This is a genomic window from Lentzea sp. NPDC055074, assembly GCF_053608005.1.
On sequence record NZ_JBSGUQ010000003.1, the window covers coordinates 15,816 to 40,139 of the forward strand.

Annotated in this window: 24 protein-coding genes; 19 read left to right on the plus strand and 5 right to left on the minus strand. The window is 70.2% G+C overall.

Annotated elements, in window-relative coordinates; translation table 11 throughout:
- Positions 1-371 precede the first annotated feature (371 nt).
- Positions 372-1,211, plus strand: a complete 840-nt coding sequence (fdhD, locus tag ACWF7A_RS07405; protein WP_452249585.1) for a formate dehydrogenase accessory sulfurtransferase FdhD — start codon at positions 372-374, stop codon at positions 1,209-1,211.
- On the opposite strand, the gene ACWF7A_RS07410 is transcribed toward fdhD, so the two are convergent.
- A complete protein-coding gene (locus tag ACWF7A_RS07410; protein WP_452249586.1) occupies positions 1,208-1,678 on the minus strand; it encodes an NUDIX hydrolase in 471 nt (156 codons plus the stop codon). The two genes, fdhD and ACWF7A_RS07410, sit on opposite strands and share 4 nt — an antisense overlap.
- Positions 1,679-1,767: 89 nt before the next feature.
- On the opposite strand from ACWF7A_RS07410, the gene ACWF7A_RS07415 reads away from it, so the two are divergent.
- Genes ACWF7A_RS07415 through ACWF7A_RS07430 form a run of 4 tightly spaced genes read left to right on the plus strand, consistent with a single transcriptional unit; the run spans position 1,768 to position 5,758 of the window.
- Complete coding sequence (locus ACWF7A_RS07415) at positions 1,768-2,637, plus strand: ABC transporter ATP-binding protein (RefSeq protein WP_452249587.1); 870 nt, start codon at positions 1,768-1,770, stop codon at positions 2,635-2,637.
- Position 2,638: 1 nt separating this feature from the next.
- Complete coding sequence (locus ACWF7A_RS07420; RefSeq protein WP_452249588.1) at positions 2,639-3,706, plus strand: ABC transporter permease; 1,068 nt, start codon at positions 2,639-2,641, stop codon at positions 3,704-3,706.
- Between the two features lie 4 nt (positions 3,707-3,710).
- Entirely contained in the window at positions 3,711-4,622 is a 912-nt protein-coding gene (locus ACWF7A_RS07425; RefSeq protein WP_452249589.1) for a Gfo/Idh/MocA family protein, read from the plus strand.
- 32 nt (positions 4,623-4,654) lie between these two features.
- The gene (locus ACWF7A_RS07430) at positions 4,655-5,758 is read left to right on the plus strand and encodes a macrolide family glycosyltransferase (protein ID WP_452249590.1); all 1,104 of its coding nucleotides are present in this window, start codon (positions 4,655-4,657) and stop codon (positions 5,756-5,758) included.
- Here the strand turns inward: ACWF7A_RS07430 and ACWF7A_RS07435 are convergent.
- Positions 5,733-6,575 (minus strand): alpha/beta fold hydrolase, encoded by an 843-nt coding sequence (locus tag ACWF7A_RS07435; RefSeq protein ID WP_452249591.1) that lies wholly within the window; start codon positions 6,573-6,575, stop codon positions 5,733-5,735. The two genes, ACWF7A_RS07430 and ACWF7A_RS07435, sit on opposite strands and share 26 nt — an antisense overlap.
- Before the next feature lie 273 nt (positions 6,576-6,848).
- Between ACWF7A_RS07435 and ACWF7A_RS07440 the strand changes: the two genes are divergently transcribed.
- A complete protein-coding gene (locus ACWF7A_RS07440; protein ID WP_452249592.1) occupies positions 6,849-7,568 on the plus strand; it encodes an SDR family NAD(P)-dependent oxidoreductase in 720 nt (239 codons plus the stop codon).
- Here the strand turns inward: ACWF7A_RS07440 and ACWF7A_RS07445 are convergent.
- A complete protein-coding gene (locus ACWF7A_RS07445) occupies positions 7,531-8,130 on the minus strand; it encodes a DedA family protein (RefSeq protein WP_452249593.1) in 600 nt (199 codons plus the stop codon). The two genes, ACWF7A_RS07440 and ACWF7A_RS07445, sit on opposite strands and share 38 nt — an antisense overlap.
- 88 nt (positions 8,131-8,218) lie before the next feature.
- Here ACWF7A_RS07445 and ACWF7A_RS07450 point away from each other — a divergent pair, with 88 nt between their 5' ends.
- The 8 genes from ACWF7A_RS07450 (at position 8,219) to ACWF7A_RS07485 (ending at position 14,991) form a co-directional block, all read left to right on the plus strand.
- On the plus strand, positions 8,219-10,330 hold the full coding sequence (locus ACWF7A_RS07450; protein ID WP_452249594.1) for a helix-turn-helix domain-containing protein: 2,112 nt from the start codon (positions 8,219-8,221) through the stop codon (positions 10,328-10,330).
- Positions 10,331-10,425: 95 nt separating this feature from the next.
- A complete protein-coding gene (locus tag ACWF7A_RS07455; RefSeq protein ID WP_452249595.1) occupies positions 10,426-11,598 on the plus strand; it encodes a hypothetical protein in 1,173 nt (390 codons plus the stop codon).
- On the plus strand, positions 11,595-11,897 hold the full coding sequence (locus ACWF7A_RS07460; protein ID WP_452249596.1) for a hypothetical protein: 303 nt from the start codon (positions 11,595-11,597) through the stop codon (positions 11,895-11,897). The genes ACWF7A_RS07455 and ACWF7A_RS07460 overlap by 4 nt, the downstream gene beginning before the upstream one ends.
- On the plus strand, positions 11,894-12,517 hold the full coding sequence (locus ACWF7A_RS07465; RefSeq protein ID WP_452249597.1) for an ESX secretion-associated protein EspG: 624 nt from the start codon (positions 11,894-11,896) through the stop codon (positions 12,515-12,517). Before ACWF7A_RS07460 ends, ACWF7A_RS07465 begins: the two co-directional genes overlap by 4 nt.
- Positions 12,518-12,525: 8 nt before the next feature.
- Positions 12,526-12,870, plus strand: a complete 345-nt coding sequence (locus tag ACWF7A_RS07470) for a YbaB/EbfC family nucleoid-associated protein (protein ID WP_452249598.1) — start codon at positions 12,526-12,528, stop codon at positions 12,868-12,870.
- Complete coding sequence (locus ACWF7A_RS07475; protein ID WP_452249599.1) at positions 12,867-13,166, plus strand: type VII secretion target; 300 nt, start codon at positions 12,867-12,869, stop codon at positions 13,164-13,166. Before ACWF7A_RS07470 ends, ACWF7A_RS07475 begins: the two co-directional genes overlap by 4 nt.
- Complete coding sequence (locus ACWF7A_RS07480) at positions 13,163-13,933, plus strand: hypothetical protein (RefSeq protein WP_452249600.1); 771 nt, start codon at positions 13,163-13,165, stop codon at positions 13,931-13,933. The genes ACWF7A_RS07475 and ACWF7A_RS07480 overlap by 4 nt, the downstream gene beginning before the upstream one ends.
- A complete protein-coding gene (locus ACWF7A_RS07485) occupies positions 13,930-14,991 on the plus strand; it encodes a serine hydrolase domain-containing protein (RefSeq protein ID WP_452249601.1) in 1,062 nt (353 codons plus the stop codon). Before ACWF7A_RS07480 ends, ACWF7A_RS07485 begins: the two co-directional genes overlap by 4 nt.
- On the opposite strand, the gene sucD is transcribed toward ACWF7A_RS07485, so the two are convergent.
- Both sucD and sucC read right to left on the minus strand, forming a co-directional pair.
- Positions 14,984-15,862, minus strand: a complete 879-nt coding sequence (sucD, locus tag ACWF7A_RS07490; RefSeq protein WP_452249602.1) for a succinate--CoA ligase subunit alpha — start codon at positions 15,860-15,862, stop codon at positions 14,984-14,986. The two genes, ACWF7A_RS07485 and sucD, sit on opposite strands and share 8 nt — an antisense overlap.
- Complete coding sequence (gene sucC / locus ACWF7A_RS07495) at positions 15,862-16,962, minus strand: ADP-forming succinate--CoA ligase subunit beta (RefSeq protein WP_452249603.1); 1,101 nt, start codon at positions 16,960-16,962, stop codon at positions 15,862-15,864. The genes sucD and sucC overlap by 1 nt, the downstream gene beginning before the upstream one ends.
- A 126-nt stretch (positions 16,963-17,088) precedes the next feature.
- On the opposite strand from sucC, the gene ACWF7A_RS07500 reads away from it, so the two are divergent.
- The 5 genes from ACWF7A_RS07500 (at position 17,089) to ACWF7A_RS07520 (ending at position 24,302) form a co-directional block, all read left to right on the plus strand.
- Positions 17,089-18,786 (plus strand): thiamine pyrophosphate-binding protein, encoded by a 1,698-nt coding sequence (locus tag ACWF7A_RS07500; RefSeq protein WP_452249604.1) that lies wholly within the window; start codon positions 17,089-17,091, stop codon positions 18,784-18,786.
- Between the two features lie 10 nt (positions 18,787-18,796).
- Positions 18,797-20,026 carry a formyl-CoA transferase gene (gene frc / locus ACWF7A_RS07505; protein WP_452249605.1) on the plus strand — a complete coding sequence of 410 codons (1,230 nt, stop codon included), beginning with the start codon at positions 18,797-18,799 and terminating at the stop codon, positions 20,024-20,026.
- A gap of 22 nt (positions 20,027-20,048) precedes the next feature.
- Positions 20,049-22,196 carry an acetate--CoA ligase family protein gene (locus ACWF7A_RS07510; protein ID WP_452249606.1) on the plus strand — a complete coding sequence of 716 codons (2,148 nt, stop codon included), beginning with the start codon at positions 20,049-20,051 and terminating at the stop codon, positions 22,194-22,196.
- Between the two features lie 152 nt (positions 22,197-22,348).
- Positions 22,349-23,860, plus strand: coding sequence for an Nramp family divalent metal transporter (locus tag ACWF7A_RS07515; RefSeq protein WP_452249607.1), 1,512 nt, complete (start codon positions 22,349-22,351; stop codon positions 23,858-23,860).
- Between the two features lies 1 nt (position 23,861).
- Positions 23,862-24,302: a hypothetical protein gene (locus tag ACWF7A_RS07520; RefSeq protein WP_452249608.1), complete on the plus strand. Its 441-nt coding sequence runs from the start codon at positions 23,862-23,864 to the stop codon at positions 24,300-24,302.
- Positions 24,303-24,324 lie beyond the last annotated feature (22 nt).

The following is a 24,324-nucleotide window of genomic DNA, read 5'->3' on the forward strand; positions in this document are numbered from 1 at the left end:
CAAGGGCTGGCACCGGACGCCGGCGGACGGCTGTTGCCTGATGGAACTGACGTCCGTGCTCGCGGGCGAGGTGTGGTCGGACCGGCCCGCGTGTGTGCATCCGGTGCTGGCGTGCGTGGCGCGGTGCGTCAACGACCAGTCCACTGAGGAGGGACGGCACAAGCTTCTTCCCTTCGCCACCAAGGTGATCGGTACGGAGAAAGCGCCCGCACGCCGCCTGGTCGCGCATTGCGCGTGGAGGGCCGGGATCGTCGTGCCCCGGTGGTGGCCGCGCGACTGGGTCGTGGCCAGGGCGGTCAGGGCGATGTCCGGGGACGAGGTGCTGCGGCGGCTGCTCGACGAGTGCGTCGCGATCTGCAGGGAGGCAGGCCATGGGACGAGTGACGAGCAGGCGGCGCGTGGTGCGGCTGGTGGACGACGCGGTCACCGTGCGGCCGGACACGCTGGCGGTCGAGGAGCCGCTGGAGATCCGCGTGCGGGGCAAGTCCCTCGCCGTGACCATGCGCACGCCGGGTGACGACTTCGACCTGGCCGCGGGGTTCCTGGTCAGCGAGGGAGTGGTGCGCTCGCCGTCGGACATCGTGTCGATCCGCTACTGCGCGGGCGCCACGGCCGACGGCGGCAACACCTACAACGTGCTCGACGTCGGACTCGCGGACGGCGTCGCGCCACCCGACCCGTCGATCGAGCGCAACTTCTACACCACCTCGTCCTGCGGCTTGTGCGGCAAGGCGAGCCTCGACGCCGTGCGCACGGTCGCGACCTGGCAGGTGGCGGCGGACCCGATCCGCCTCGACCCGAAGACGATCACGGAGTTCCCGGTGAAGCTCCGTGCCGCGCAACGGGTCTTCGACCGCACCGGTGGCCTGCACGCGGCCGGCCTGTTCGACGCGCAGGGCAACCTGCTGTGCCTGCGCGAGGACGTCGGCCGGCACAACGCGGTCGACAAGGTCGTCGGCTGGGCCACCCGCAAGGGGCGTCTGCCGCTGACGAGCACCGTGCTGCAGGTGAGCGGGCGGGCGTCGTTCGAACTGGTGCAGAAGGCGGTCATGGCGGGCATCCCGGTGCTCACCGCGGTCTCCGCGCCGTCGTCGCTCGCCGCCGACCTCGCGGAGGAGATGGGCGTGACGCTCGTCGGGTTCCTGCGCGGCACGTCGATGAACGTCTACACGGGCGGCCACCGGCTGGGAGTGACGGCGGGCGCGCGTTAGTGCTGGACCAGGCCGCCGACCGGGACCGCGGCGACGTGCCCGGTCGGCGGCTTCCCCCGCACGAGGGCCAGTCCGACGTCGACCAGTGAGGACCGGCGCAGCCCCGTCACGTCGGCGAGCGGTGTCCACACAGGATCGATGGTGGCCCCGTTCGGTTCCGGGCGCGGTTCGCCGGTGATCCGGACCTGGTAGAAGACGCCGATGTTCTGGTGCGGCCCCAGCTCGGACAGGTGGCGTTCGTCGGCGGGCACGACCCGGGAGTCCACGCCCAGCAGGCGCTCGACCTCGCCGGTGCAGCCCGTCTCCTCGGCGACCTCGCGGACCACCGCGTCGAACGGGTCCTCGCAGTGCTCCACCGCCCCGCCGGGCAACGACCAGTGGTCTTCTCCGTACGTCGACACACATCGGACGAGCAGCACGCGGTCGTTCTCGATGCTGACGGCGTACGCGGCCAAACGGAAGGTCATGCGGGCACGTTAGCCCGTAAGGGGTCCTCCGCGAGGATGATGCCGCGCGGCGGACGCGATCTTGATCGTCACGACCTACCGTTCTCCCCATGTTGACTGTCAGGGGGATCAGCCGGAGCTTCGGCGATCACAAGGTGCTCGACGAGGTGAGCTTCGACGTCCGGCCCGGCCGGATGACGGGCTTCCTGGGCGCCAACGGGTCGGGCAAGACGACCACGATGCGCATCGTGCTGGGGGTGCTCGCCGCGCACGGGGGCTCGGTGAGCTGGAAGGGGACCGAGGTCCGGTCGGACAACCGGCCGGACTTCGGTTACATGCCCGAGGAACGCGGGCTCTACCCGAAGATGAAGGTGCGCGACCAGATCACGTGGCTGGCGCGGTTGCACGGCGTCGACCGGGAGACCGCGCAGCGCAACACCGACGAGCTGCTCGAGGACCTGGAGCTGACCGGGCGGGCCGGCGACCGGCTGGAGGAGCTGTCGCTCGGCAACCAGCAGCGGGTGCAGATCGCGGCCGCGCTGGTGCACGACCCGGACGTGCTGATCCTCGACGAGCCGTTCTCCGGCCTCGACCCGATCGCCGTCGAGACCGTGCTGGACGTGCTGCGCAAGCGCGCCGCCAACGGCGTGCCGGTGCTGTTCTCGAGCCACCAGCTGGCCATCGTGGAACGGCTCTGCGACGACGTCGTGATCATCTCGAAGGGCCGGATCGCGGCGAACGGGTCCCGCGAGGAGCTGCGAGCCCGGCACGCCGGTGAGCGCTACGAGATCGTCGTCGAACAGGACGCGGGCTGGGTCCGCGACGTGCCCGGCGTGACGATCCTCGACCTCGACGGGCCGCGCGCGGTGTTCGAGGCGGAACCCCAGCAGGTGCTCAGGGCGGCGCTGGACCGCGGCGAGGTCCGCTCGTTCACGCCCGTCGTGCCCACGCTGGACGAGATCTTCAAGGAAGTGATCTGACATGGCCCGCGCGTCCTTCAGCCAGGCGACGTGGCTCGTCGCCGAACGCGAGATGAAGACCCTGGTCGGCACCAAGGGCTTCTGGATCGGCTTCCTCTTCACCGTCGCCGCGTTGTTCGCGCTCACGATCCTGCCCACGGTGTTCGGCGGCGACGACCCGAAGGTCGCCGTGGTCGGCTCGGCCTCGCAGGTGGTGCAGGGCAAGGCACTGGACGTTCGTGAGGTCGGCAGCGTGCAGGAGGCCTCCGACCTGGTCCGGGCCGACGACGTCGAGGCCGCGATCGTGCCGGACGGCGCCGGGATCAAGGTCCTCGCGCTCAACAGCCCGCCCAACGGCGTGATCCGCCAGCTCGTCGAGTCGCCCCCGGTGGAGCTGCTGGAGTCCTCGGCGGTGACCTCGGGCCAGCGGTCCGTCACGGTGATCGTGTTCGGGTTGGTGTTCCTCATGTTCGGCATGGGCGGCGCGGCCATCGCGCAGAGCACGGTGACCGAGAAGCAGACGCGGATCGTGGAGATCCTCGTGTCGACGGTGCCGGTGCGGGCGCTGCTCGCGGGCAAGATCCTCGGCCACACGATCCTCACCCTCGCCCAGGTCGTGGTGCTGGCGCTCGCGGCGCCGATCGCGTTGCGGGTGGCCGGACTCGGCGAGCTGCTGGGGGTGGTGGCGCCCGCACTCGGCTGGTTCATCCCGTTCCTGATGCTCGGGTTCGTGCTGATCTCGTCGATGTGGGCCGTGGCGGGCGCGCTCGTCAGCCGCCAGGAGGACCTCGGCTCGACGATGGGCCTGGTCATGATCGCGGTGATGGGACCGTACTTCGGGGTGCAGTTCTTCTACGAGAACCCGGTTGTGCTCAAGTGGATGTCGTTCGTGCCCTTCACCGCCGGCGTCGCGATGCCGGTGCGGCTGTTCTCCGAACAGGCCGCGGCGTGGGAGGCGGTCCTCTCGCTCGGCATCCTCGCGGTGACCGTCGTGACGATCCTGCTGGTCGCGTCGCGGCTCTACACCGGATCGCTGCTGCAGACCGGTGCACGGGTGAAGCTCTCCAAGGCCTGGGCACCTGCAGAATAAGGCCATGATCGCTGATCCGATTCGCCTCGCCGTCGTCGGCCTGGGAGCCATGGGCACCCGGATGCTGACGGCGGCGCGGTCACATCCCGGCTTCACCGTGGTCGCCGGCGTCGACGTCGCACCTCGCACGCTCGACGTCCCGGTCGTCACCTCGCTGGACGAGGTGCTGTCCGAAGTGGACGCGGTGTACGTCTCGACGCCGCCCGCGTCGCACGCCGAGCTCGTGCACAAGGCCTTCGCGGCCGGCAAGGCGGTGTTCTGCGAGAAGCCGCTGGCCGTCGACCTGGACGAGGCCCGCGCGATGGCCGAAGCCGCCGAAGGGCGCCCGAACGCGGTCAACTTCGCGCTCTCGGACATGGTGGCGACGATCGAGATCGAACGACGGCTGCCCGAGCTGGGTGAGCTGCGGGGCGTCGAGATCCGGTTGCAGTTCCCGAAGTGGCCCAGGGCGTTCCAGGCGGACGCGACCTGGCTGTCGCGCTCCGAGCAGGGCGGGTTCGTCCGCGAGGTGTTGTCGCACTTCGTCTACCTGACCGACCGGATGCTCGGGCCGCTCGCGGTCGAGTCCGTGTCGTCGGACTTCCCGGAGCCTGGCGCGGCAGAGGTCGCGGCCCGCGGTGTGCTGCGGGGCAGTGGCGTGCCGGTGCACGTGTCGGCGTTCTCCGGACTGGCCGGGCCCGAGATCTACGAGTGGACCGCGTGGGGCACGGAACGGTCGCTGCGCCTCGACCAGTGGGCGTTGCTGTCCACTTCGGACGGCGGTCCGTGGGAACCGGTGCCGCTGGAGCAGACGGGGTCGGACTACTCGCGGCTCACGCTGTTCGCGCAGGCCGTGCGCGGCGCGCACCCGCGTGACCTGGCCGACTTCGCGAGCGGGTGGCGCGTGGCCGAGGTGGTCGAGGCCTTCCTGCGGTAATCCGCTTGCGCGCGTTCGGCAGGATCGGCCCCATGGGGATCTTGTTCGTCACGCTCGCAGGCCACGGCCACGTCACGCCGACCCTCGCGGTCGTCGAGGAGCTGGTCGCACGCGGTGCCGAGGTCGGGTACGCGACCGGCGCCGAGCACGCCGAAGCGGTGACCGGAGCGGGCGCGCGGTGGGTGGAGCTCCCCGCGCTGCCCGCCTTCCGGCCCGTCACCGCCAACCCGATCGACGAGTGGTTTCCGCACTACTTCCGGGCGATGGCCGCTGCCTACCCGGTCCTGCTCGACCACTGCCGCACCGCGAAACCAAGTCTGATCTGCTACGACTCCACGAACTGGCCCGCGCGGATCGTCGCGCACACACTCCGTATACCGGCTGTGCGCACGGTGCCGCACACGGCATCCAACCCGCATCACACGCTCATGGACGCGAGCCTGGCGCGGTTCATCGCCGACGACCTGGCCCGCTTCGTCGCCGAGCACGACGTGGAGCTCGACATCCCGAGCACGATCGAGGCGCCGGAGGCGTGCAGCATCGTGTTCGTGCCGCGCGAGTTCCAGCCGCACGCGGAGACGTTCGACGACTCGTTCCACTTCGTCGGCCCGGTGCTGGGCAGCCGGCTCGACGAGGACTGGTCACCGCGCCGCGACGACCTGCCGCTGCTGTTCGTCTCGCTCGGCTCGGTGATGAGCGACGAGGGCTTCTACCGGGCCTGCCTCGACCAGTTCGACGACGGCGCCTGGCAGGTCGCGATGACCGCGCGTGACGTCGAAGGCACGGACCACGCAGACGTCCGGCCGTGGTTTCCGCAGCTCGCCGTCCTGAAGCACGCCAAGGCGTTCATCAGCCACGGCGGCATGAACTCCACGATGGAGGCGCTGCACCAGGGCGTGCCGCTGGTCGTCGTCCCGCAGACCCCGGAACAGGCCGCGAACGCCGACCGCGTCGCCGAACTGGGTCTGGGAGAACGCGTCGACGACCACGCGGGACTGCGCGCGGCCGTCGACCGGGTGGCGGCGAGCGGCACGATCCGGCGGAACCTCGACCGGATGCGTGCCGCTGTCACCGACGGAGGCGGTGCTCAGCGAGCCGCCGACGTCCTCCTCAGCCGAGCACCTCGCGGAGCTTGACGCCGAACTCCTCGGGCTTGCCCGCGTACCCGAACTCGCCGCCGATGAAGCCACCGTGGTGGCTGGGGAACACCACCGGCTCCTGGCCGAGCAACCGTGCCAAGTGGATGGCCGTGCGCGCGGTGAACGTGTCACCGGTCTCCTCGCCCACGGCGACCACGACGCGGGTGGGCGCGGCGGCGAGCTTCTGCACCTGCGGGTAGTAGTCCGTGATGGCGAGCGACGACGTCCCGAGCAACGGGTCGTCGCGCCTGCCGTCGTCCTCGGACGGCATCCCGAACTGGGCGGGGTCCGGTGCGGGCAGAGCGAAGTACTCGTCGGTGTACTCGCCCGGCCACGAGCTCATCTGGATGAACGCCGCCATGCCCGCGCCGCCGCCCTTGGCCTGGTAGACGTTCATGAAGTCGTCACGGGCCCGGCGTGCGGCGGCCGCGTCGGGCAGCACGTCGATGATCGGCGGCTCGTGCGCGACGAGCGTGACGACGTCGTCCGGGTAGGCCGCGACGAGCTCGAGGGCGGTGACCGCGCCACCGCTCGACGCGAACAGGTCGACCGGGCCGCCGACGGCCTGGATCACGGCGTGCACGTCCGCCGCCTGGGTCTCGGGCGTGTTGTCGGTGCGACCGTCCGAACGGGTGCTCCGGCCGAGCCCGCGCGGGTCATAGGTGATCACCTTGCGGTCGGGGAACTGCGCGCGCAGCGCGACGAAGCCGCTGGCGTCCATCGGCTGCCCGATCATCATCAGCGGCCGGCCGCCGGAACCGCTCACGTCGTAGGTGATGGCGGCGCCGTCTGTGTCGAGAACGCGGGTTTCCATGTGATTCTCCCCAGTGGAGTCGGGTCTGAGCAGCCTAGGCGCTGTCCTGCAAGTTCGTTCGGTGAGAGGCGCGGGCGAGAGACCCGGAGGCGGTGCTGCCGCCACGCCCTCATACCGGGCGTATTCGGGCGTTGCGGCGGTGCTGCCTCCGGGTCCCTCGGCCGCTACTGTCGCCCAACGAGACCTGCAGGACAGCGCCTAGTCACAGACGTGAACCCCGCTGGGCTGACAGGCCGATCGACCTGCGGGTACTCCGCTGTTATCAAGGGTCGTATGACACGCACAGCGGTGGTGACCGGCGGCGGCACGGGCATCGGCAAGGCAGTGGCGGCCCGGCTCGTGGAGCAGGGCCTGGACGTGGTGATCACGGGACGCCGGGAGGACGTCCTGAAGGCGGCGGCCGACGAGATCGGCGCGCGGGCGGTGGTGTTCGACGCGGCGGACCCGGAGTCGGTGGAGGCGGCGCTGAACGACCTCCCGTCCTCAGTGGACGTCCTGGTCAACAACGCGGGCGGCAACATGACCCGGCGCCTGCCCGCCCCGCGGAACCTGACCGACGTGAAGAACCTGTGGCTCGCGAACTACGAGTCCAACGTGGTCAGCGCCGTGCTCGTGACGACCGCGCTGGAGCCGCGGCTCGCGGACAACGCGCGGGTCGTGACGCTCGGCTCGATCGCGGGCCGGCGGGGTTCGGGTGCCTACGGCGCGGCCAAGTCCGCGGTCGAGGCGTGGACGGCGGACCTCGCGTTCGCCGTGGGAGCCAGGGGGATCACGGTCAACGTGGTGTCGCCGGGCGTCACCGAGGACACCGAGTTCTTCGGCGGCACCCTGAGCGAGGAACGGCGCAAGAAGCTCGTCGGCACCCCGGCGAACGGCCGCGCGGGCACCCCGGCGGACGTCGCCACCGCGGTCACGTTCCTGACCTCGCCGGAGGCCGGGCACATCACCGCCCAGGTCATCGGGGTGAACGGCGGAGCCGGGCTCGGACGCTGAGCCCCACGACCGCGAGCAGCACGACCACGAGCGCGATCCACGAGAACTCCGCGAGGTAGTGCTCGGCGGCCTCTCCGACGAAGTAGACGGCCGCCGTCGTGCCGCCGGCCCACGCGATGCCGCCCGCCGCGTTGGCCAGCAGGAACTTCCCGTAGTGCATGCCCATCGTGGCCGCGAGCGGACCGGACAGGATCCGCAGCAGCGCCACGAACCGGCCGAAGAAGACCGCCCAGGCGCCGAAGCGTTCGAACAGCGCCTGGGCGCGGCCGATCCTGTCCTGGCTGAAGTGGCGGGGGAACCTCTCACCCGCCCAGCCGAAGATCCGCGGCCCGAACCGCTTGCCCAGCGCGTACCCGGCGCTGTCGCCGATGATCGCTCCGGCGGAGGCGGCGACGCCGACCCAGACCGGCGAGATCCCGTCGTGGTGCGAGGCCATCAGGGCCGCCGCGACGAGCACGACCTCGCCCGGCAGCGGGATCCCCGTGCTCTCGACGCCGACCACCAGGCCCACGACGAGGTAGACCAGCAACGGTGGAACGGCGTGGAGCCACTCGGTCAGCACAACCGCGATCTTCCTCCAACCGGATGGGATCGGCCACGAGACAGGGCCGTCTCGGTAGTGTGCTGATCATCGGGACGAGGGGGCGGTTGTGGCGAGCCGGTTCGGCTTACTGCTGCGTCAATGGCGGCAGCGGGCGGGATTGAGTCAAGAGGCGCTCGCGGGACGCGCTGCCGTTGGCATCCGCACAGTACGAGGGTTGGAGACCGGCGAGCGGACCGATCCGCGCATGGGCACCGTGCGCGCGTTGGCCGACGCTCTGGAGCTCACCGGAGCGGAACGGGCCGAGCTGTTCTCCGCCGCCGGGCGCGATGAACCCGTGGCCGTGGCGGAGCCGGTCCGGTTCGACCCGCTGCACGAGGCCGTCGAGACGTTGAAGGTCGCCGTCGAGGGCCGGTGGCGGCGCGAGGAGGAGCAGCGGCAGATCCACGACCCGGTGCCGCTGCCCGTGCGGTGGGACGCGGCGCCCGCGACGTGGATGGACAGCTGGCGCAACATCGGCGGCGAGGCCCGGCTCGGGGGAAGTCTGGAGCAGGTCGTCGAGGTGTACCGCGGGATCGGGTCGCGGAGGCTGGTCGTGCTGGGGAGGGCGGGGTCCGGCAAGACGGTGCTGACCACGCGGTTCGTGCTGGACCTGCTGGACGCCCGTTCCCCGGCCGACCCGGTGCCGGTGATCTTCGGCCTCGGCGCGTGGCATCCCGGCCGGGTGGGGCTGCGCGACTGGCTGGCCGGCCAGCTGACGCGTGACCACCCGTTCCTCGCGGCTCCCGGGCCCGGCGGCGGCACGCTGGCGGCGGCGTTGGTCGACTCGCAGCGGGTGCTGCCCGTGCTGGACGGCTTCGACGAGATCGCCACCGGCTTGCATCGGTTGGCGCTCAACGCGTTGAACACCACCACTCTGCCGTTGCTGCTCACGAGCCGTGTGGACGAGTACCGCGACGCGGTCGAGGGCACGGACGTGCTGACGTCTGCCGCGGCTGTGGTGCTGGCCGACCTGGCCGTCGACGACCTGGCGGACTACCTGCCGCGCACCACCCGCAAGACCGGACCGGGCGGCAACGTCTGGAAGCCGGTGCTGGACGAGGTGCGGTGCGGCGGCCCGCTCGCCGAGGTGCTGACGACGCCGTTGATGGTGGCGCTCGCCCGGCGGATCTACAGCGACACCCCGGACCACGATCCGGCCGTGCTGCTGACCCTCCACGAGCCCGACGAGATCGAACGGCACCTGCTCGGCAGCTTCATACCGGCTGTGTACGGCTCGGACACCGAACGTGTACGGCCTTGGCTCGGGTACCTCGCGGACCACCTGACCAGGCTCGGGACCCACGACGTCGCGTGGTGGAGGTTCGGCGGCTCGTCGGTGGTGACCGGGCTGGGCGTCGGGGTGGCGGTCGGGCTCGCCGACCTGGCGCTCGAGACGGCGCTGGTGGGCGGGCTCGGTGTCAGAGGGCTGCTGTTCGCGGTGATGATCGGGCTGGTGACAGGGCTCCTGTTCGGGGTGGCGCACTGGTTCGTGGCGCGCCGGACGCCGATCGAGCCCGTGCGGACCCGGCTGCGGTTGCGTGGCCGCGTGGGGAAGCGGGTGTGGTCTCGCGGACTGCTCGGCTTGGCGTTCGGCGGGGCGGTCGGTGCCGCGTACGGGCTGGTGCGCGCGGTGGCGTTCTGGCTGGTCATGCCTTCTTTTGGGATGACGGCCGGGGTGCTGGTCGACGTCGGTGTGTTCTGCCTGGTGTTCGGGTTCGGCGCCGGACTGGTGTTCGCCGTGGTCGCCGCGATGGAGGCACCGCTCGACGTGCGTTCGGCGGGCAGCCCCGACGACCTGCTGGCGGCGAACCGGCGCGCGGTGATCGGCCTCGTCGCGGTGATGATGCCGCTGTTCGCGGTGTTCGTCGCGGGAGCCACCGGTGTCGTCACGAGCGGGCTGACCGCGCTGCGGTTCGAGGTGGTGTGGAGCCCGACGACGGCCCTGGCGCTCGGCCTCGTCGGCGGCGTCGGCGGAGGGCTGGCGTACGTGCTGAGCCTGACCGCGTGGGGCCAGTGGGTCGTGTTCGCGCGCGTCTGGCTACCGCTGACGGGGAAGCTGCCGTGGGGCCTGCCGGCGTTCCTCGACGACGCCTACCGTCGTGGCGTGCTGCGCCGAGCGGGTGCGGTGTACCAGTTCCGGCACGCGCGCCTGCAGGACCATCTCGCGCGTTCCCGCTGATCAGACCGACCGGCCACAAGTGGCCGGTCGTCTGGCCTGTCCCCGCCCGCCCCTGGCTGTGATCGTTCGCCGGGGACGAGGGAGGGATTCCAGGGGTGTCAGGCATCAACTGGGAGGCGTACAGCCATGAAGAGTTGCACCGCATGCTGTGGCAGGACGCTGATGTCGCCGACGTGAGCGCGGTGGCGGGGGAGTGGACGCGCCACCGGGCAGCGCTGGCCGCGCACGCCGAGGTGCTCCGGGACCAGCGGGCCGCGCTGACCGAGGGGTGGACCGGCGCGGCGGCCCAGGAGGCGGCCGCACGGCTGGGGGCGCTGGCGGAGCGGATCGAGAAGATCAGCGAGCTGGCGGTGGCAGGGCAGAAGGCGGCGCAGGACTCGGCCGACGCGCTGGCGTCGGCGCGGGCGGCGATGCCGCCGCCACCGGGGCCGGGGACGACCGTGCCGGCGTTCGCGGGGCTGCCGAGCACGCCGGCGCCTGGGGTCGCCGTGCCGCCGAGCGCGCCGGGGGCGTTGCCGGGCACACCAGGACCCTTCGCACTGCCGAGCGCGCCAGGGGTGCCGGCGTTGCCGGGCACGCTGGGGCCGTTCGCGCTGCCCGGCGCTGCGGGCCCGTTCGCGTTGCCGAGCGCGCCGGGGTCCTTGGCGTTGTCCAGCGCGCCGGCACCGTTCGCACTGCCGAGCGCACAGGCACCGTTCGCACTGCCGAGCGCGCCCACCATGCCCGCGGGAGCGTCCTCGGGCTTCTACTTCTACTTCGGCGCCGCGTCCGCCGACCAGCAGAAGGCCCAGGCAGTCCGCGCGATGCAGACCTACGAGTCGAGCCTCAACGGCAGCGGCCGCCTCATCGACGACGCCCGAGCCAGCGTTCCGCAAGCCGCCCGGACACCGCCCGGCGCCACCCCGCAAGCGGCCTCCACACCCCGTGCCACCTCGGCGACACCGGTGAGGACGCCCAGTTCGGGTGGCGTGCCCTGGCAGCGGCTGGTCGGCGGCACACCAGCCGCCACCTCGCCGGTCGGCCAGCAGCTCACGCCCGGCATGCGCGCCGGAGTGCTGCTCAGCCCCCACGGCGGCCTCACCGCGACCGGCACCCTCACCGCCGACGCCCGCCCGTCCGCCCAGAACAACGCGATGGGCGCACCCCCGGCGAGCGCGGCCCGCAAGGACGACGACCAGGAGCACGAGAACCAGATGCCGACGCTCGACCACGACCTGTTCGCGGTGACCGAGCGGGTGTCACCGGCCGTCATCGGGGAGGAGCAGTGAACGGCTACGAGGTGTCGCCCGACGACCTGCGGGAGCGGGTGCGGTCGTTGAGCAGGCTCGCCGAGCAGACCGCCGCCCTGGTAGCGACGGCGAGCAGGCTGGCCGAGCGGCAGCCGTTGCTCGGGACGGCTCCGCCCGCCCAGGACCTGTCGCGGCGGCTCAAGGACGCCGGTTCGGGGCTCGCCGGTGAGGTGGGTGCCGCGGAACGGGAGGTGCGCGAGTTCCGGCAGTTGCTCGCGGAGATCGAGTCCACCTACACCGTGACCGATGCCGAGCAGGCGCGGAAGGTGGCGCGGTGATCGCCTTCGACCTGGTGGAGATGGACCTGCTCGCCACGCACGCCGGCGTGCGCTGGCCGTTCCCGCTTCGGGTGCCGTCGTTCGGCAAGCTCGCGGACGAACGGGCGGCGCTGCTGTCCGAGGCGGGTCACGGGTTGCGGGCGCGGGGTCTCGCGGAGTCGCACGGTCCGACGGGCATGGCCGCCGCGCTCGTCACGGCGCTGCACGAGCACACCGCCGTGGTCGACCTCGTCGTGCCCGGCACGGGGGCGGTCGCGATGGTCTGCGGCGACGACGCGCTGGTGTGCACGCAGTCCGAGAGCACGGTCAGGGTCGCGCACGTCGAGGCGGAGACGCTCGGCGACGAACTGGCGGCGCTGGTGCCGCACGTCAGGGCCGCGCAGCTCATGCCCATCACCCTGCCGCCCGGCGCCGGGCTCGACCTCGAGGTCACCGGGCAGGGCCAGGCGGGTGTGGTCAGGGACGGGCGGCGGCAGGAAGTGTCCTGGTTGGACAGTGCGGGCGGACGGGTCAGGGTCGACGCCGGTGACGACGGCTGGGTGAGCGTCAACCCGCTGCGGCACCACGACCTCGTCCGCGCGATCGGTGAGCTCGCCGCAGTCGCGCGAGCCTGGAGGTAGGGGGAGAAGTGGATCCAGCACAGTGGCTGGCGGACTACCAGGAACGACTGGAGCGCGTCGTGTACAGCGCGCGGTCGGCGAGCGCGAGCCTGGCCGAGGTGGGCGCGAAGGCGACCTCGCCACGCGGCGAGGTGACCGTGACGGTGAACGCGGGCGGTGTGCTCGGTGACGTCGCGCTGACGCCGGCGGCGCGCAAGCTCGACGTCGACACGCTCGCGATGCTCATCGTGAGCACCGCGCGGGAGGCGCAACGGCTCGCGAGCGCCCGCATGACCGAGGTGATGGCCGACTACCTCGGCGAGAGCGACGCGTTGCACCAGATCACGAAGCACCTTCCGGAGGCCGTGCGATGAGCTTCACCGCCGACCACGAGCAGTTGCGCCGTCACGCGAGGACCCTGACCGGGTACGCCGACCGGTTGTCCGACACCGGCACCCGGCTGCCCGGACAGCTGGGCGAGGAGTCGCTCGGCTCGTTCGCCCAGTTCCTCAGCTCCGGCCTGAGCGGCCCGATGGGGGAGACGACGGGCGCGTTCGCCCAGATCGCGTCCACAATGGACAAAGTAGGCGAGGGCATGCGGCAGACCGCCGAGAACTACCAGCGCACCGACGAGCGCAACGCCGAGGCCGTCACGGGAGCGGGCCGATGACCGCCGCACTGCTCGACGAGCTCCGCGCCACCACGAACGCCATCACGACCGGCACGTGGCTGTCGCCGGACCTGGCACAGACCCCGAAGGCGCCGCTGAGCGAGCTGGGCTCGAACGGGAGACCGTTGCAGGCACTGGACAGCGCGGGCGTCGGCTTCCTCACGCCGATGATCTCGTTCCTCGAAGAGCCGCTGGACCAGCTCAAGGGCGACCCGGACGGCGTGCAGCGGGGTGCGGGGGAGTTCCAGGACGCCAGTACCGCCGCGACCACCCTCGCCGAGGAGTACGGCGCGAAGGCGGGCAGCGAGACCGACGGCTGGACCGGCGACAGCGCGGCCGAGTACGCCAAGACCGGCAAGGAGCTCGTCGACGGCGTGCTGTCCGTCGCCGAGACCGCCCTGACCAACGCCACCGCGCTGATCAAGGCGGGCGAGGTCGTCGCACAGGTGGTGGCCGAGGTGACGCGCCTGGTCACCGAGGCGGTCGGCAAGATCGTGCCGATCATGACCCAGGCGATCGCGACCGCGGCCGCCACGTTCGGGCAGAGCATCGCGCTGGCGATCCCGCAGTGCGTGCAGATCGCCGTCGAGTGCGGCGCGCAGGTCGCGGCCAAGCTCGGCGAGCTGCTGGCCAGCGGCGAGAACCTGATCAAGCTGGTCGAGGGTGCCCAGGCGGTGCTGAAGATCGTGAAGCAGGCGATGTCCGTGATCGGGGACAAGGCCGAGGGCAACGCCCAGCTGCCGACCGCCGAGGAGGTGACCGCGTGAAGCGGCTCGCTGTGCTCGTCTGCGCGCTGCTGCTCCTGGGCGCCGCGCCGGCGAAGGCCGATGACGCCGTGCAGACGGTGCTCGACCAGTACCTGGCGCAGGCGGGGCCGGGTGCCGCCGTGCACACCGGGTCCGGCACCCGGTCGACCGGTACGGGGAAGCTCCACGAGCGGCGCCCGATCACCGCGGCCGACCACTTCCGGATCGGTAGCCAGACCAAGACGTTCACGGCCGTGGTCGTCCTGCAACTCGTGGACGAGGGCCGCGCCGAACTGGACGCACCGATCTCGCGGTACCTGCCCGGCGTGGTCACCGGCAACTACGACGGTGACGTGATCACCGTTCGCCAGCTGCTGCAGCACACCAGCGGTCTCGTGCGCGACGTGCGCGACGCGAAGGCGGGCCCCGGCGGCACGTACGCGCTGGCCGAGCTCGTCCGCTCGGCGATGGACGAGCCCGCCCAGAACGCCCCCGGTGCCGCCCAGACCTACTCGAACGTCGGCTTCCTGGTGCTGGGCCTGCTGATCGAACGCCTCACCGGCAGGCAGGCCGGCGACGCGATCACCGAGCGGATCATCAGCCCGCTCGGCCTCGCCGGGACGCGCTTCCCCACACCCGGTGACCGTGCGCTGAAAACGCCGTTCCTCAACGGATACCTGGGCGGCCGCCTCGGCCAGCTGTTCTTCTGGACCGAGGCGACCACCACCGTCGAACTGTCGTTCTGGAGCACCGCCGGCGCCATGGAGTCCACTTTGGACGACCTCCAGCGGTTCTACCGCGCGGTGATCGGCGGCAGACTCGTCTCACCCGCGGCACTGGCCGAGATGAAGCGCACGTTCGGCCCGGCCGACCAGTACGGCCTGGCCCTGGTGAAGATGCCGCTGTCGTGCGGTGTGGTCGCGTGGGGCCACAACGGTGCCCTGACCACCGGGCACTACTCGTTCACCCTGACCACCGACGACGGCCGGTTCGCGTCGGTCGTGACCAACACGAACTGGCAGGGGTCCGGCAGGCCCTCGGCCGTCGACGTGGCGGACAGGGCGATCTGCTCTAGCTAGTCAGGATCGCGCGGGCCAGGGCGGCGGTCTCGGACGGCGTCCTGCCGACCCTGATCCCGGCCGCCTCCATGGCCAGCTTCTTGGCCTCCGCCGTGCCCGAGGACCCCGAGACGATGGCGCCCGCGTGGCCCATCGTCTTGCCCTCGGGCGCGGTGAACCCGGCGACGTAGCCGACCACGGGCTTGGACACGGTGTCCCGCACGAACTCCGCCGCGCGTTCCTCCGCGTCCCCGCCGATCTCGCCGATCATCACGATCAGCTCGGTCTCCGGGTCCGCCTCGAACGCCGCGATCGCGTCTATGTGCGTGGTGCCGACGATCGGGTCGCCGCCGATGCCGACGCACGTCGTGAAGCCGAAGTCCTTCAGCTCGTGCATCAGCTGGTACGTCAGCGTTCCCGACTTCGACACCAGGCCGATCGACCCCGGCTTGGTGATGTCCGCGGGGATGATGCCCGCGTTGGACTTGCCGGGACTGATGATGCCGGGGCAGTTCGGCCCGATGATCCTGGTCGACCCGCCCTGCGCGTGTGCCCAGAACCGGGCCGTGTCGTGGACCGGGACGCCCTCCGTGATCACCACGGCCAGGCCGATCGACGCGTCGATCGCCTCGATCACCGCGTCACCGGTGAAGGCGGGCGGGACGAAGAGCACCGACACGGTCGCGCCGGTCGCCTCCACCGCCTCGGCGACGGTGCCGAACACCGGCAGCGTCACGTCGTCGAAGTCCACGGACGTGCCCGCCTTGCGCGCGTTCACGCCGCCGACGACCTGCGTGCCGGCCGCGAGCATGCGACGGGTGTGCTTCACGCCCTCCGCGCCCGTCATGCCCTGCACGATCACGCGGCTGTTCTCGTCGAGGAAGATCGCCATCAGGACTCCTTGCCAGCGAGGGCGGCGGCACGGCCCGCCGCGTCGTCCATCGTGTGCGCCACGGTGATCAGCGGGTGTCGTGCCTCGTCGAGGATGCGGTGGCCCGCCTCGGCGCTGTTGCCGTCGAGCCGGACCACCAGCGGCTTGTCCGCGCGATCACCCAGGATGCCGAGGGCCTGCACGATTCCGTTGGCCACCGCGTCGCACGCGGTGATGCCGCCGAACACGTTCACGAACACGCTGCGGACCGACGGGTCCGACAGGACGACGTCGAGGCCGTCGGCCATCACCTGGGCCGAGGCGCCGCCGCCGATGTCGAGGAAGTTCGCGGGCGCGGCACCGGCCAGCGCCACGACGTCCAATGTGGACATGACGAGCCCCGCGCCGTTGCCGATGACACCGACGGTGCCGTCGAGCTTGACGTAGTTGAGGCCCTTCCCGGCCGCCCGCACCTCCAGCGGGTCGCCTTCCGCGTCGTTCGAAGGTCGAGAGTGCCGGAACGACGCGTTGTCGTCCAGCGTCACCTTGCCGTCCAGGGCGACGATCCGGCCGTCCTTGGTGCGTGCCAACGGGTTCACTTCGACCAAGGTCGCGTCCTCGGAGACGAAGACCTTCCACAGAGCGGAAGCAACCTCGTTCACTTCAGCGGCGATCTCCGGCGGGAACACCGCCGATGCGTCGAAGGCCGAAGCCGGCATTCGGGTGATGGAGTCCGCCATCTCCTCGATCTCCATGCCCCCGGTGGCCGAGGCCATGCCGATGAACGTCCTGTTGGCACGGTCGAGCAGGAACGACAGGTAGTACTCGTCGGCGATCTCGCTCGCCTCGGTGACGAGCACCTTGCGCACGGTGTGGCCCTTGATGTCCATCCCCAGGATGGCGGTGGCCGCTGCCGCTGCTTCGTCGGGCGTCGAAGCGAGCTTGATGCCGCCGGCCTTACCGCGTCCGCCGGTCTTCACCTGCGCCTTCACGACGACAGTGCCGCCGATTTCCGCGGCCGCCTCGCGCGCGGACTCAGGAGTGTCCGCCACGAGACCACGCGGAACGGGCACCCCGTACCGCTCGAAGAGGTCCCGCGCCTCGTGTTCGAAAAGATCCACCGTCTACGTCCTCTCGCCGAAAACTTGCGGCCATCTATGGACATCCGGTTGGTAGCGGAGTAACGATATGCCTACCTCATACGGTATGCAATCTACAGTCGAAGCGCCAAGGGGAGCTGATCGCCGATGACGAGTTCCGCGGAGCCGGAGTCGATTCCCGAGTCCATCTCTGGTGGCCACCTGGTGGCGAAGGCCCTCAAAGCAGAGGGTGTCGACACCATCTTCACGCTGTGCGGCGGGCACATCATCGACATCTACGACGGCTGCGTGGACGAGGGCATCGCCGTCATCGACGTCCGGCACGAACAGGTCGCGGCGCACGCGGCCGACGGCTACGCGAGGATCACCGGCAAACCCGGGTGTGCCGTCGTGACCGCGGGGCCGGGCACCACCGACGCCGTCACGGGCGTCGCGAACGCGTTCCGCGCGGAGAGCCCGATGCTGCTGATCGGCGGCCAGGGTGCGTTGAGCCAGCACAAGATGGGCTCGCTGCAGGACCTCCCGCACGTCGACATGATGACGCCGATCACGAAGTTCGCGGCGAACGTCCCGCACACCGCCCGCATCGCGGACATGGTGTCGATGGCGTTCCGCGAGGCCAACGCGGGCGCGCCGGGCCCGTCGTTCCTGGAGATCCCGCGCGACGTCCTCGACGCCAAGGTGCCGGTGTCGCAGGCGCGAGTACCGGAGGCGGGCCACTACCGCGCCTCCACACGCGCCCTCGGTGACCCGGCCGACATCGAGAAGCTCGCGGACCTCTTGGTGCACGCCAGGAAACCCGCGATCCTGCTGGGCAGCCAGGTGTGGACGACGCGCGCCACCGACTCCGCGATCGACCTCGTCCGCACCCTCAACATCCCGGCCTACATGAACGGCGCGGGTCGCGGCACCCTCCCGCCCGGCGACCCGCACCACTTCCAGCTGTCGCGGCGCTACGCCTTCGACAACGCCGACGTCATCGTCATCGTCGGCACACCGTTCGACTTCCGGATGGGCTACGGGCGCAGGCTCTCCGCGAACGCGACGGTCGTCCAGATCGACCTCGACTACCGCACGGTCGGCAAGAACCGCGACATCGACCTCGGCATCGTCGGAGACGCCGACCTGGTCCTGTCCGCCGTCGCCCAGGCCGCGTCGGGCCGGGAGGACAACGGCGCGATGGGCCGCAAGGTGTGGCTGGAGGAGCTGCAGGCGGTCGAGGAGAAGGCCCGGCTCAAGCGCGCCGAGCACCTGCTGTCGGAGGACATGCCGATCCACCCGTACCGGCTGGTGAGCGAGATCAACGACTTCCTCACCGAGGACTCGATCTACATCGGCGACGGCGGCGACGTCGTCACGTTCTCCGGCCAGGTCGTGCAGCCGAAGTCACCCGGCCACTGGATGGACCCCGGTCCACTCGGGACGCTCGGTGTCGGCATCCCGTTCGTGCTGGCGGCGAAACTGGCCAGGCCGGACAAGGAGGTCGTCGCCCTGTTCGGCGACGGCGCGTTCTCCCTCACCGGCTGGGACTTCGAGACGCTGGTCCGCTACGACCTCCCGTTCGTCGGCATCGTCGGCAACAACTCGTCGATGAACCAGATCCGCTACGGCCAGGCGGCCAAGTACGGGCTGGAGCGCGAACGCGTCGGCAACACGCTCGGCGATGTGCGCTACGACCAGTTCGCCAAGATGCTCGGCGGTTACGGCGAGGAGGTCCGCGACCCCAAGGACATCGGGCCGGCTCTGCGGCGCGCCCGCGAGTCCGGCAAGCCCTCGCTGATCAACGTGTGGATCGACCCCGACGTGTACGCGCCCGGAACCATGAACCAGACGATGTACAAGTAGGTGAGCTGAGATGGCCAAGGCCCTGGAGGGCGTCAAAGTCCTCGACATGACGCACGTGCAGTCCGGACCGTCGTCGACCCAGCTGCTCGCCTGGCTGGGCGCGGACGTCATCAAGCTGGAAACGCCGGGACGGGGCGACATCACCCGCGGCCAGCTGCGCGATCTGCCCGAAGTGGACAGTCTCTACTTCACGATGCTCAACTGCAACAAGCGGAGCATCACCCTCAACATGAAGGCCCCCGAGGGCAAGGAGGTCTTCGAGAAGCTCGTCGGCGACGTCGACGTCCTCGTCGAGAACTTCGGGCCCGGTGTGGTCGAGCGGTTCGGCTACCCGTGGGAGAAGCTGCAGGAGCTCAACGACAGGCTCATCTACGCGTCGATCAAGGGCTTCGGCCCCGGCCGCTACGCCGACTTCAAGGCGTACGAGGTGATCGCGCAGGCCATGGGCGGCTCGATGAGCACCACCGGGTTCGAGGAGGGTCCGCCGCTCGCCACGGGCGCGCAGATCGGCGACTCGGGCACCGGCATCCACCTGGTGGCCGCGATCCTGGCAGCGCTGTACCAACGGACCAACACCGGACGCGGCCAGCGCGTCCAGGTGGCGATGCAGGACGCCGTCCTGAACCTGTGCCGGGTGAAGCTGCGCGACCAGCAACGCCTCACCCACGGGCCGCTGGGGGAGTACCCGAACGAGCAGTTCGGGGACGAGGTGCCCCGCTCCGGCAACGCATCCGGTGGTGGCCAGCCCGGCTGGGCGGTGCGCTGTGCCCCCGGCGGCCCCAACGACTACATCTACGTGATCATCCAGCCCGTCGGCTGGGCCCCGCTGACCGAGCTGATCGGCAGGCCCGAGCTGGCGCAGGACCCGGCCTGGGCCACGCCCGAGGTGCGGCTCTCCAAGCTGGACAAGGCCTTCGCGCTGATCGAGGAGTGGACGGAGAAGCACACCAAGTGGGAGGTGATGGACAAGCTCAACGCCCACAACATCCCGTGCGGACCCATCCTGTCCACGAAGGAGATCATCGAGGACGAGACGCTCGCGGAGCTCGGCACCGTGGTCGAGGTCGAGCACCCGGAACGCGGCTCGTTCAAGACGGTCGGCAACCCGCTCAAGCTCTCCGACTCGTCCGTCGAGGTCCAGCGCCCGCCGTTGCTCGGTGAGCACAACGACGAGGTCCTCGGAGCACTCGGTTACAGCGCGGACCGCCTCGCGGGACTGCGCGCCGCCGGCGTCATCTAATCCTTTAGGGAGAAGAATCCTCATGCCGGACAACGGCTACGACCGCGCCGCGGTCGAGAACGTACTCGCGAAGGTGCGGGCCGAGGGACGGTCGTCCCTCACCGCACCGGAGGGCAAGCGGGTCTGCGACGCCTACGGGATCGCGACCCCGGCCGAGGCGCTGGCGAAGTCGTCGGAGGGCGCGGTCGCGTTCGCCGAGGAGATCGGCTACCCGGTCGTGCTCAAGATCGTCTCACCGGACATCCTGCACAAGACCGAGGCAGGCGGCGTGCTCGTCGGGCTCAAGTCGGCGAGTGAGGTCGCCGAGGGCTACCGCACGATCATCCACAACGCCAGGAACTACAAGGCGGACGCGGACGTCACCGGCGTCCAGGTCCAGCAGCAGCTGCCGACCGGGAAAGAGGTCCACGAGGTCATCGTGGGCGCCACCACCGACGAGACGTTCGGCAAGATCGTCGCGTTCGGTCTCGGTGGCATCCTGGTCGAGGTGCTCAAGGACGTCACGTTCCGGCTGGCGCCGACGAGCAACGCCGAGGCCCTCTCCATGGTCGACGGCATCGCGGCGGCGGAGATCCTCCGCGGTGTCCGCGGCGCCGAGGGCGTCGACGCGGGCAAGCTCGCCGACCTGATCCACCGCGTGTCGGACCTGGTCACGGACTTCCCGCAGCTCGCCGAGGTCGACCTGAATCCCGTGCTGGCGACACCACAAGGGGCCACCGCGGTCGACGTCCGCATCCTGGTGGACGAGGACGCGGCCAAGGAACCGCACCGGTTCACCCAGGACGAGATCCTCGCGTCGATGAACCGGATCATGCGGCCGAACGCCGTCGCCGTGATCGGTGCCTCGAACGAAGAGGGCAAGATCGGCAACTCGGTGATGAAGAACCTCGTCAACGGTGGCTACCAAGGCGAGATCTACCCGATCAACCCCAAGGCGGACGAGATCGGAGACCGCAAGGCGTTCGCGAGCATCGCCGACGTCCCAGGAGACATCGACGTCGCCGTGTTCGCCATCCCGGCCAAGTTCGTGCCGGCCGCGCTGGAGGAGGTCGGCAAGAAAGGCGTCGGCGGCGCGATCATGATCCCGTCCGGCTTCGGCGAGACGGGCAACATCGAGCTGCAGAACGAGATCGTGGCGATCGCGCGCAAGCACGGCGTCCGCATCCTCGGCCCGAACATCTACGGCTACTACTACACGCCGGAGAACCTCTCGGCGACGTTCTGCACGCCGTACGACGTCAAGGGCGGAGTGGCCCTCACGTCGCAAAGTGGCGGAATCGGCATGGCGATCCTCGGATTCAGCCGTTCCGCGGGCATGGGCGTCTCGTCCATCGTGGGTGTGGGCAACAAGGCCGACATCGACGAGGACGACCTGCTGACGTTCTTCGAGTCCGACCCGAACACCCAGCTCGTCGCGATGCACCTGGAAGACCTGAAGGACGGCCGTTCCTTCGCGGAAACGGCGAAACGCGTCTCGGAAAAGAAACCGGTCGTCGTGCTCAAGGCCGGCCGGACCGACCAGGGCGCCAAGGCCGCGAGCTCGCACACCGGCGCACTCGCGGGCAACGACCGGGTCTACGACGACATCCTGAAACAGAGCGGTGTGATCCGCGCACCCGGCCTGAACGACCTGCTGGAGTACGCGCGCGGAATCCCGTTGCTGGCCACGCCCAAGGGAGAGAACGTCGTCATCATCACCGGCGCGGGCGGCTCTGGTGTGCTGCTCTCGGACGCCTGTGTGGACAACGGACTTTCCCTGATGAGCATCCCGGACGACCTGGACGCGGCGTTCCGGAAGTTCATCCCGCCGTTCGGCGCGGCGGGCAACCCCGTCGACATCACCGGCGGCGAACCCCCTTCGACGTATCGGAACACCATCGCGCTCGGTCTCGCCGACGACCGCATCCACTCGTTGATCCTGGGCTACTGGCACACCATCGTCACGCCGCCGATGGTGTTCGCGAAGCTCGTGGTCGACGTCGTGGAGGAGTACCGGGCGAACGGAATCCACAAGCCCGTCGTCGCCTCGCTCGCGGGTGACGTCGAGGTCGAGGAAGCCAGCGAGTACCTGTACCGCAACGGAGTGGTTGCGTATCCGTACACAACGGAGAAGCCTGTCGCAGTACTGGGTGCCAAGTACCGGTGGGCCCGTGCTGCCGGCTTGCTGTAGTTAGTCGTCGGTGGTCGCCGGTCTTGGGAGAGACCGGCGACCACTGCGGCGTGCAAGGAGAGATGGCCCGTCCGCGACCGTGAACACGCCCACGGTCGCGAACCCGCCAGGGAGGTCAACGAAGACAGCCGGTCCTCTGGAGGTTGTTAACCGTGGATGATCCGAATCTGGCCGCTCGCACGGAGACCAGCTCGCCCCCCGACGGTGCCAAGGCATCGGGCGAAGAGCGCGTCTGGCCCGCGGGCAGGCTGGAAGCGATGCCCATCAGGAAACTCCCCGACGCACCACCGTCGATCCACCTGCTCGGTCCCACGGTGTTCCTGGTGGCTCTGGGCGTGGGCATGGGCGAGTCGTACATGTGGCCCCGTCTGGTGCTGGTCTTCGGACCGGACATCAGGTGGCTCTTCCTCATCGGCGTGACGCTGCAGGCCGTCGTCATGCTCGAGATGGCGCGGTACGCGATGGCGACGGGGGAGAGCATCTTCTTCGGCGCCGCACGCGTGTTCAAACCGATCATGTGGTTCTTCTTCGTGGTGGCGATGCTCGTCTACATCTGGCCAGGTCACCTCTCGGCCGGAGCGGCGGCCCTGGAGAAGATCACCGGCATACCCTGGACGGTGTCGGCCTGCGTGGGCCTGATCCTCGTCGGCGTGCTGTTCAGCCTCGCCAAGGTCATCTACAACCTGCTCGAGAACCTGCTGTCCATCCTCATCGGACTGCTGGTCGTCAGCACGGCCGTGGTGGCGGCGATGGTCGGCACGTGGGGCGACCTGACGAGCACGGTGTCCGGCATGTTCCAGTTCGGGTACTTCCCGGCGCAGGCCATGTCGCCGGAGTGGTTCCCGATCATCGTCGGCTCGATCGCGTTCGCCGGCCCGTCCGGCATGCAGCAGATGTGGTACACGCTGCACCTGCGCGACAGCGGTGCCGGCATGGGCGCGCACATCCCGAAGGTCCGCGGGCTGCGGCACGCGGGCGAGGAGGAGAAGATGCCGGCCCGCGGCTTCATGTTCGACACCGAGGACAAGGCGGAGCTCGCGAAGTGGAAGGGCTGGCGGCGCTGGGTCACGTTCGACGCGCTGCTGCTCTTCTGGGGCATCACGATGCTCGTCACGGTCTCCTTCACGGTCCTCGCGCAGTCCGCCAGCCGCACCAGCCCGGACGTCAAGGCGCTCATCGAGTCCGGTGAACGCGAGGCCGCGCTCAACGCCATGTCGGACGCCTTCGCCTCGGCGGGTGGTCCGGTGCTCGGCGGGGTGTTCCTCGGGTTCATCGCGCTGATCGGCCTCAACGCCACGCTGGGCCTGTTCGACTCGTTCTCCCGCGGCCAGGCCGACATGACGTACCACTTCGTGCCCGGCGCGAAGAAGTTCCGCATGTCGCACCTCTACGCGGGGTTCCTGTGGGGTGTCATCACGTTCGGCATCCTGATCCTGCTGTTCGGACCGGCCGACGGACCGGGCGCGATCCTCGACGTGCTCGCGTTCCTGTCGACGTTCGCCATGGGCGCCTACTGCGTGGTGCTCCTGCTGGTGAACAACCGGATGCTGCCCAAACCCATCCGCCCCAAGCTGATCACGAACATCATCATCGGCTTCGGCGCGGTGTTCTACCTGGGCATGCTGTTCTTCAGTCTCGTCAAGTTCGGCGTGGTGGTGGGCTGAGATGCGGATCCGCGAAGGGTTTCTGAAGGAAGCGGTCCCCGGCGCGTTCGTCGGACTGGCCGCCGGGCTCATCGCGGGAGGGCTGGCCGCGCTCGTGGGCCAGCCGCTCGGCTGGGCCCTCGTCACCACCGTGGCGCTCGGCCTCCCGCTGGGCGCGTTCGGCGGAGGGTTCAGCCTGCTGGTCGCGGCGGGCCGGCTCCCGGCCGGACGGTTCGCCCCCGTCGCCCTCTACTGGCTCGTGGCGTTCCCACTGGCCAGGCTCATCCACGAGACCACCGTGAGCCTCGTGCTCGCCGGTCAGGTCCGACTGCCCTCGGACCTGACCGGTTTCCTCGCCTACCAAGGAATCGTGAGCCTCGGCTGGGCCATCGGTTTCCTGTGGCTGCACGAACGCATCGCGCTGCGCCTGCGCCTGCGTGCGGAAGCCACCGCCTCCCGCTGACCTTCCCTTCCGCCGAAGGAGC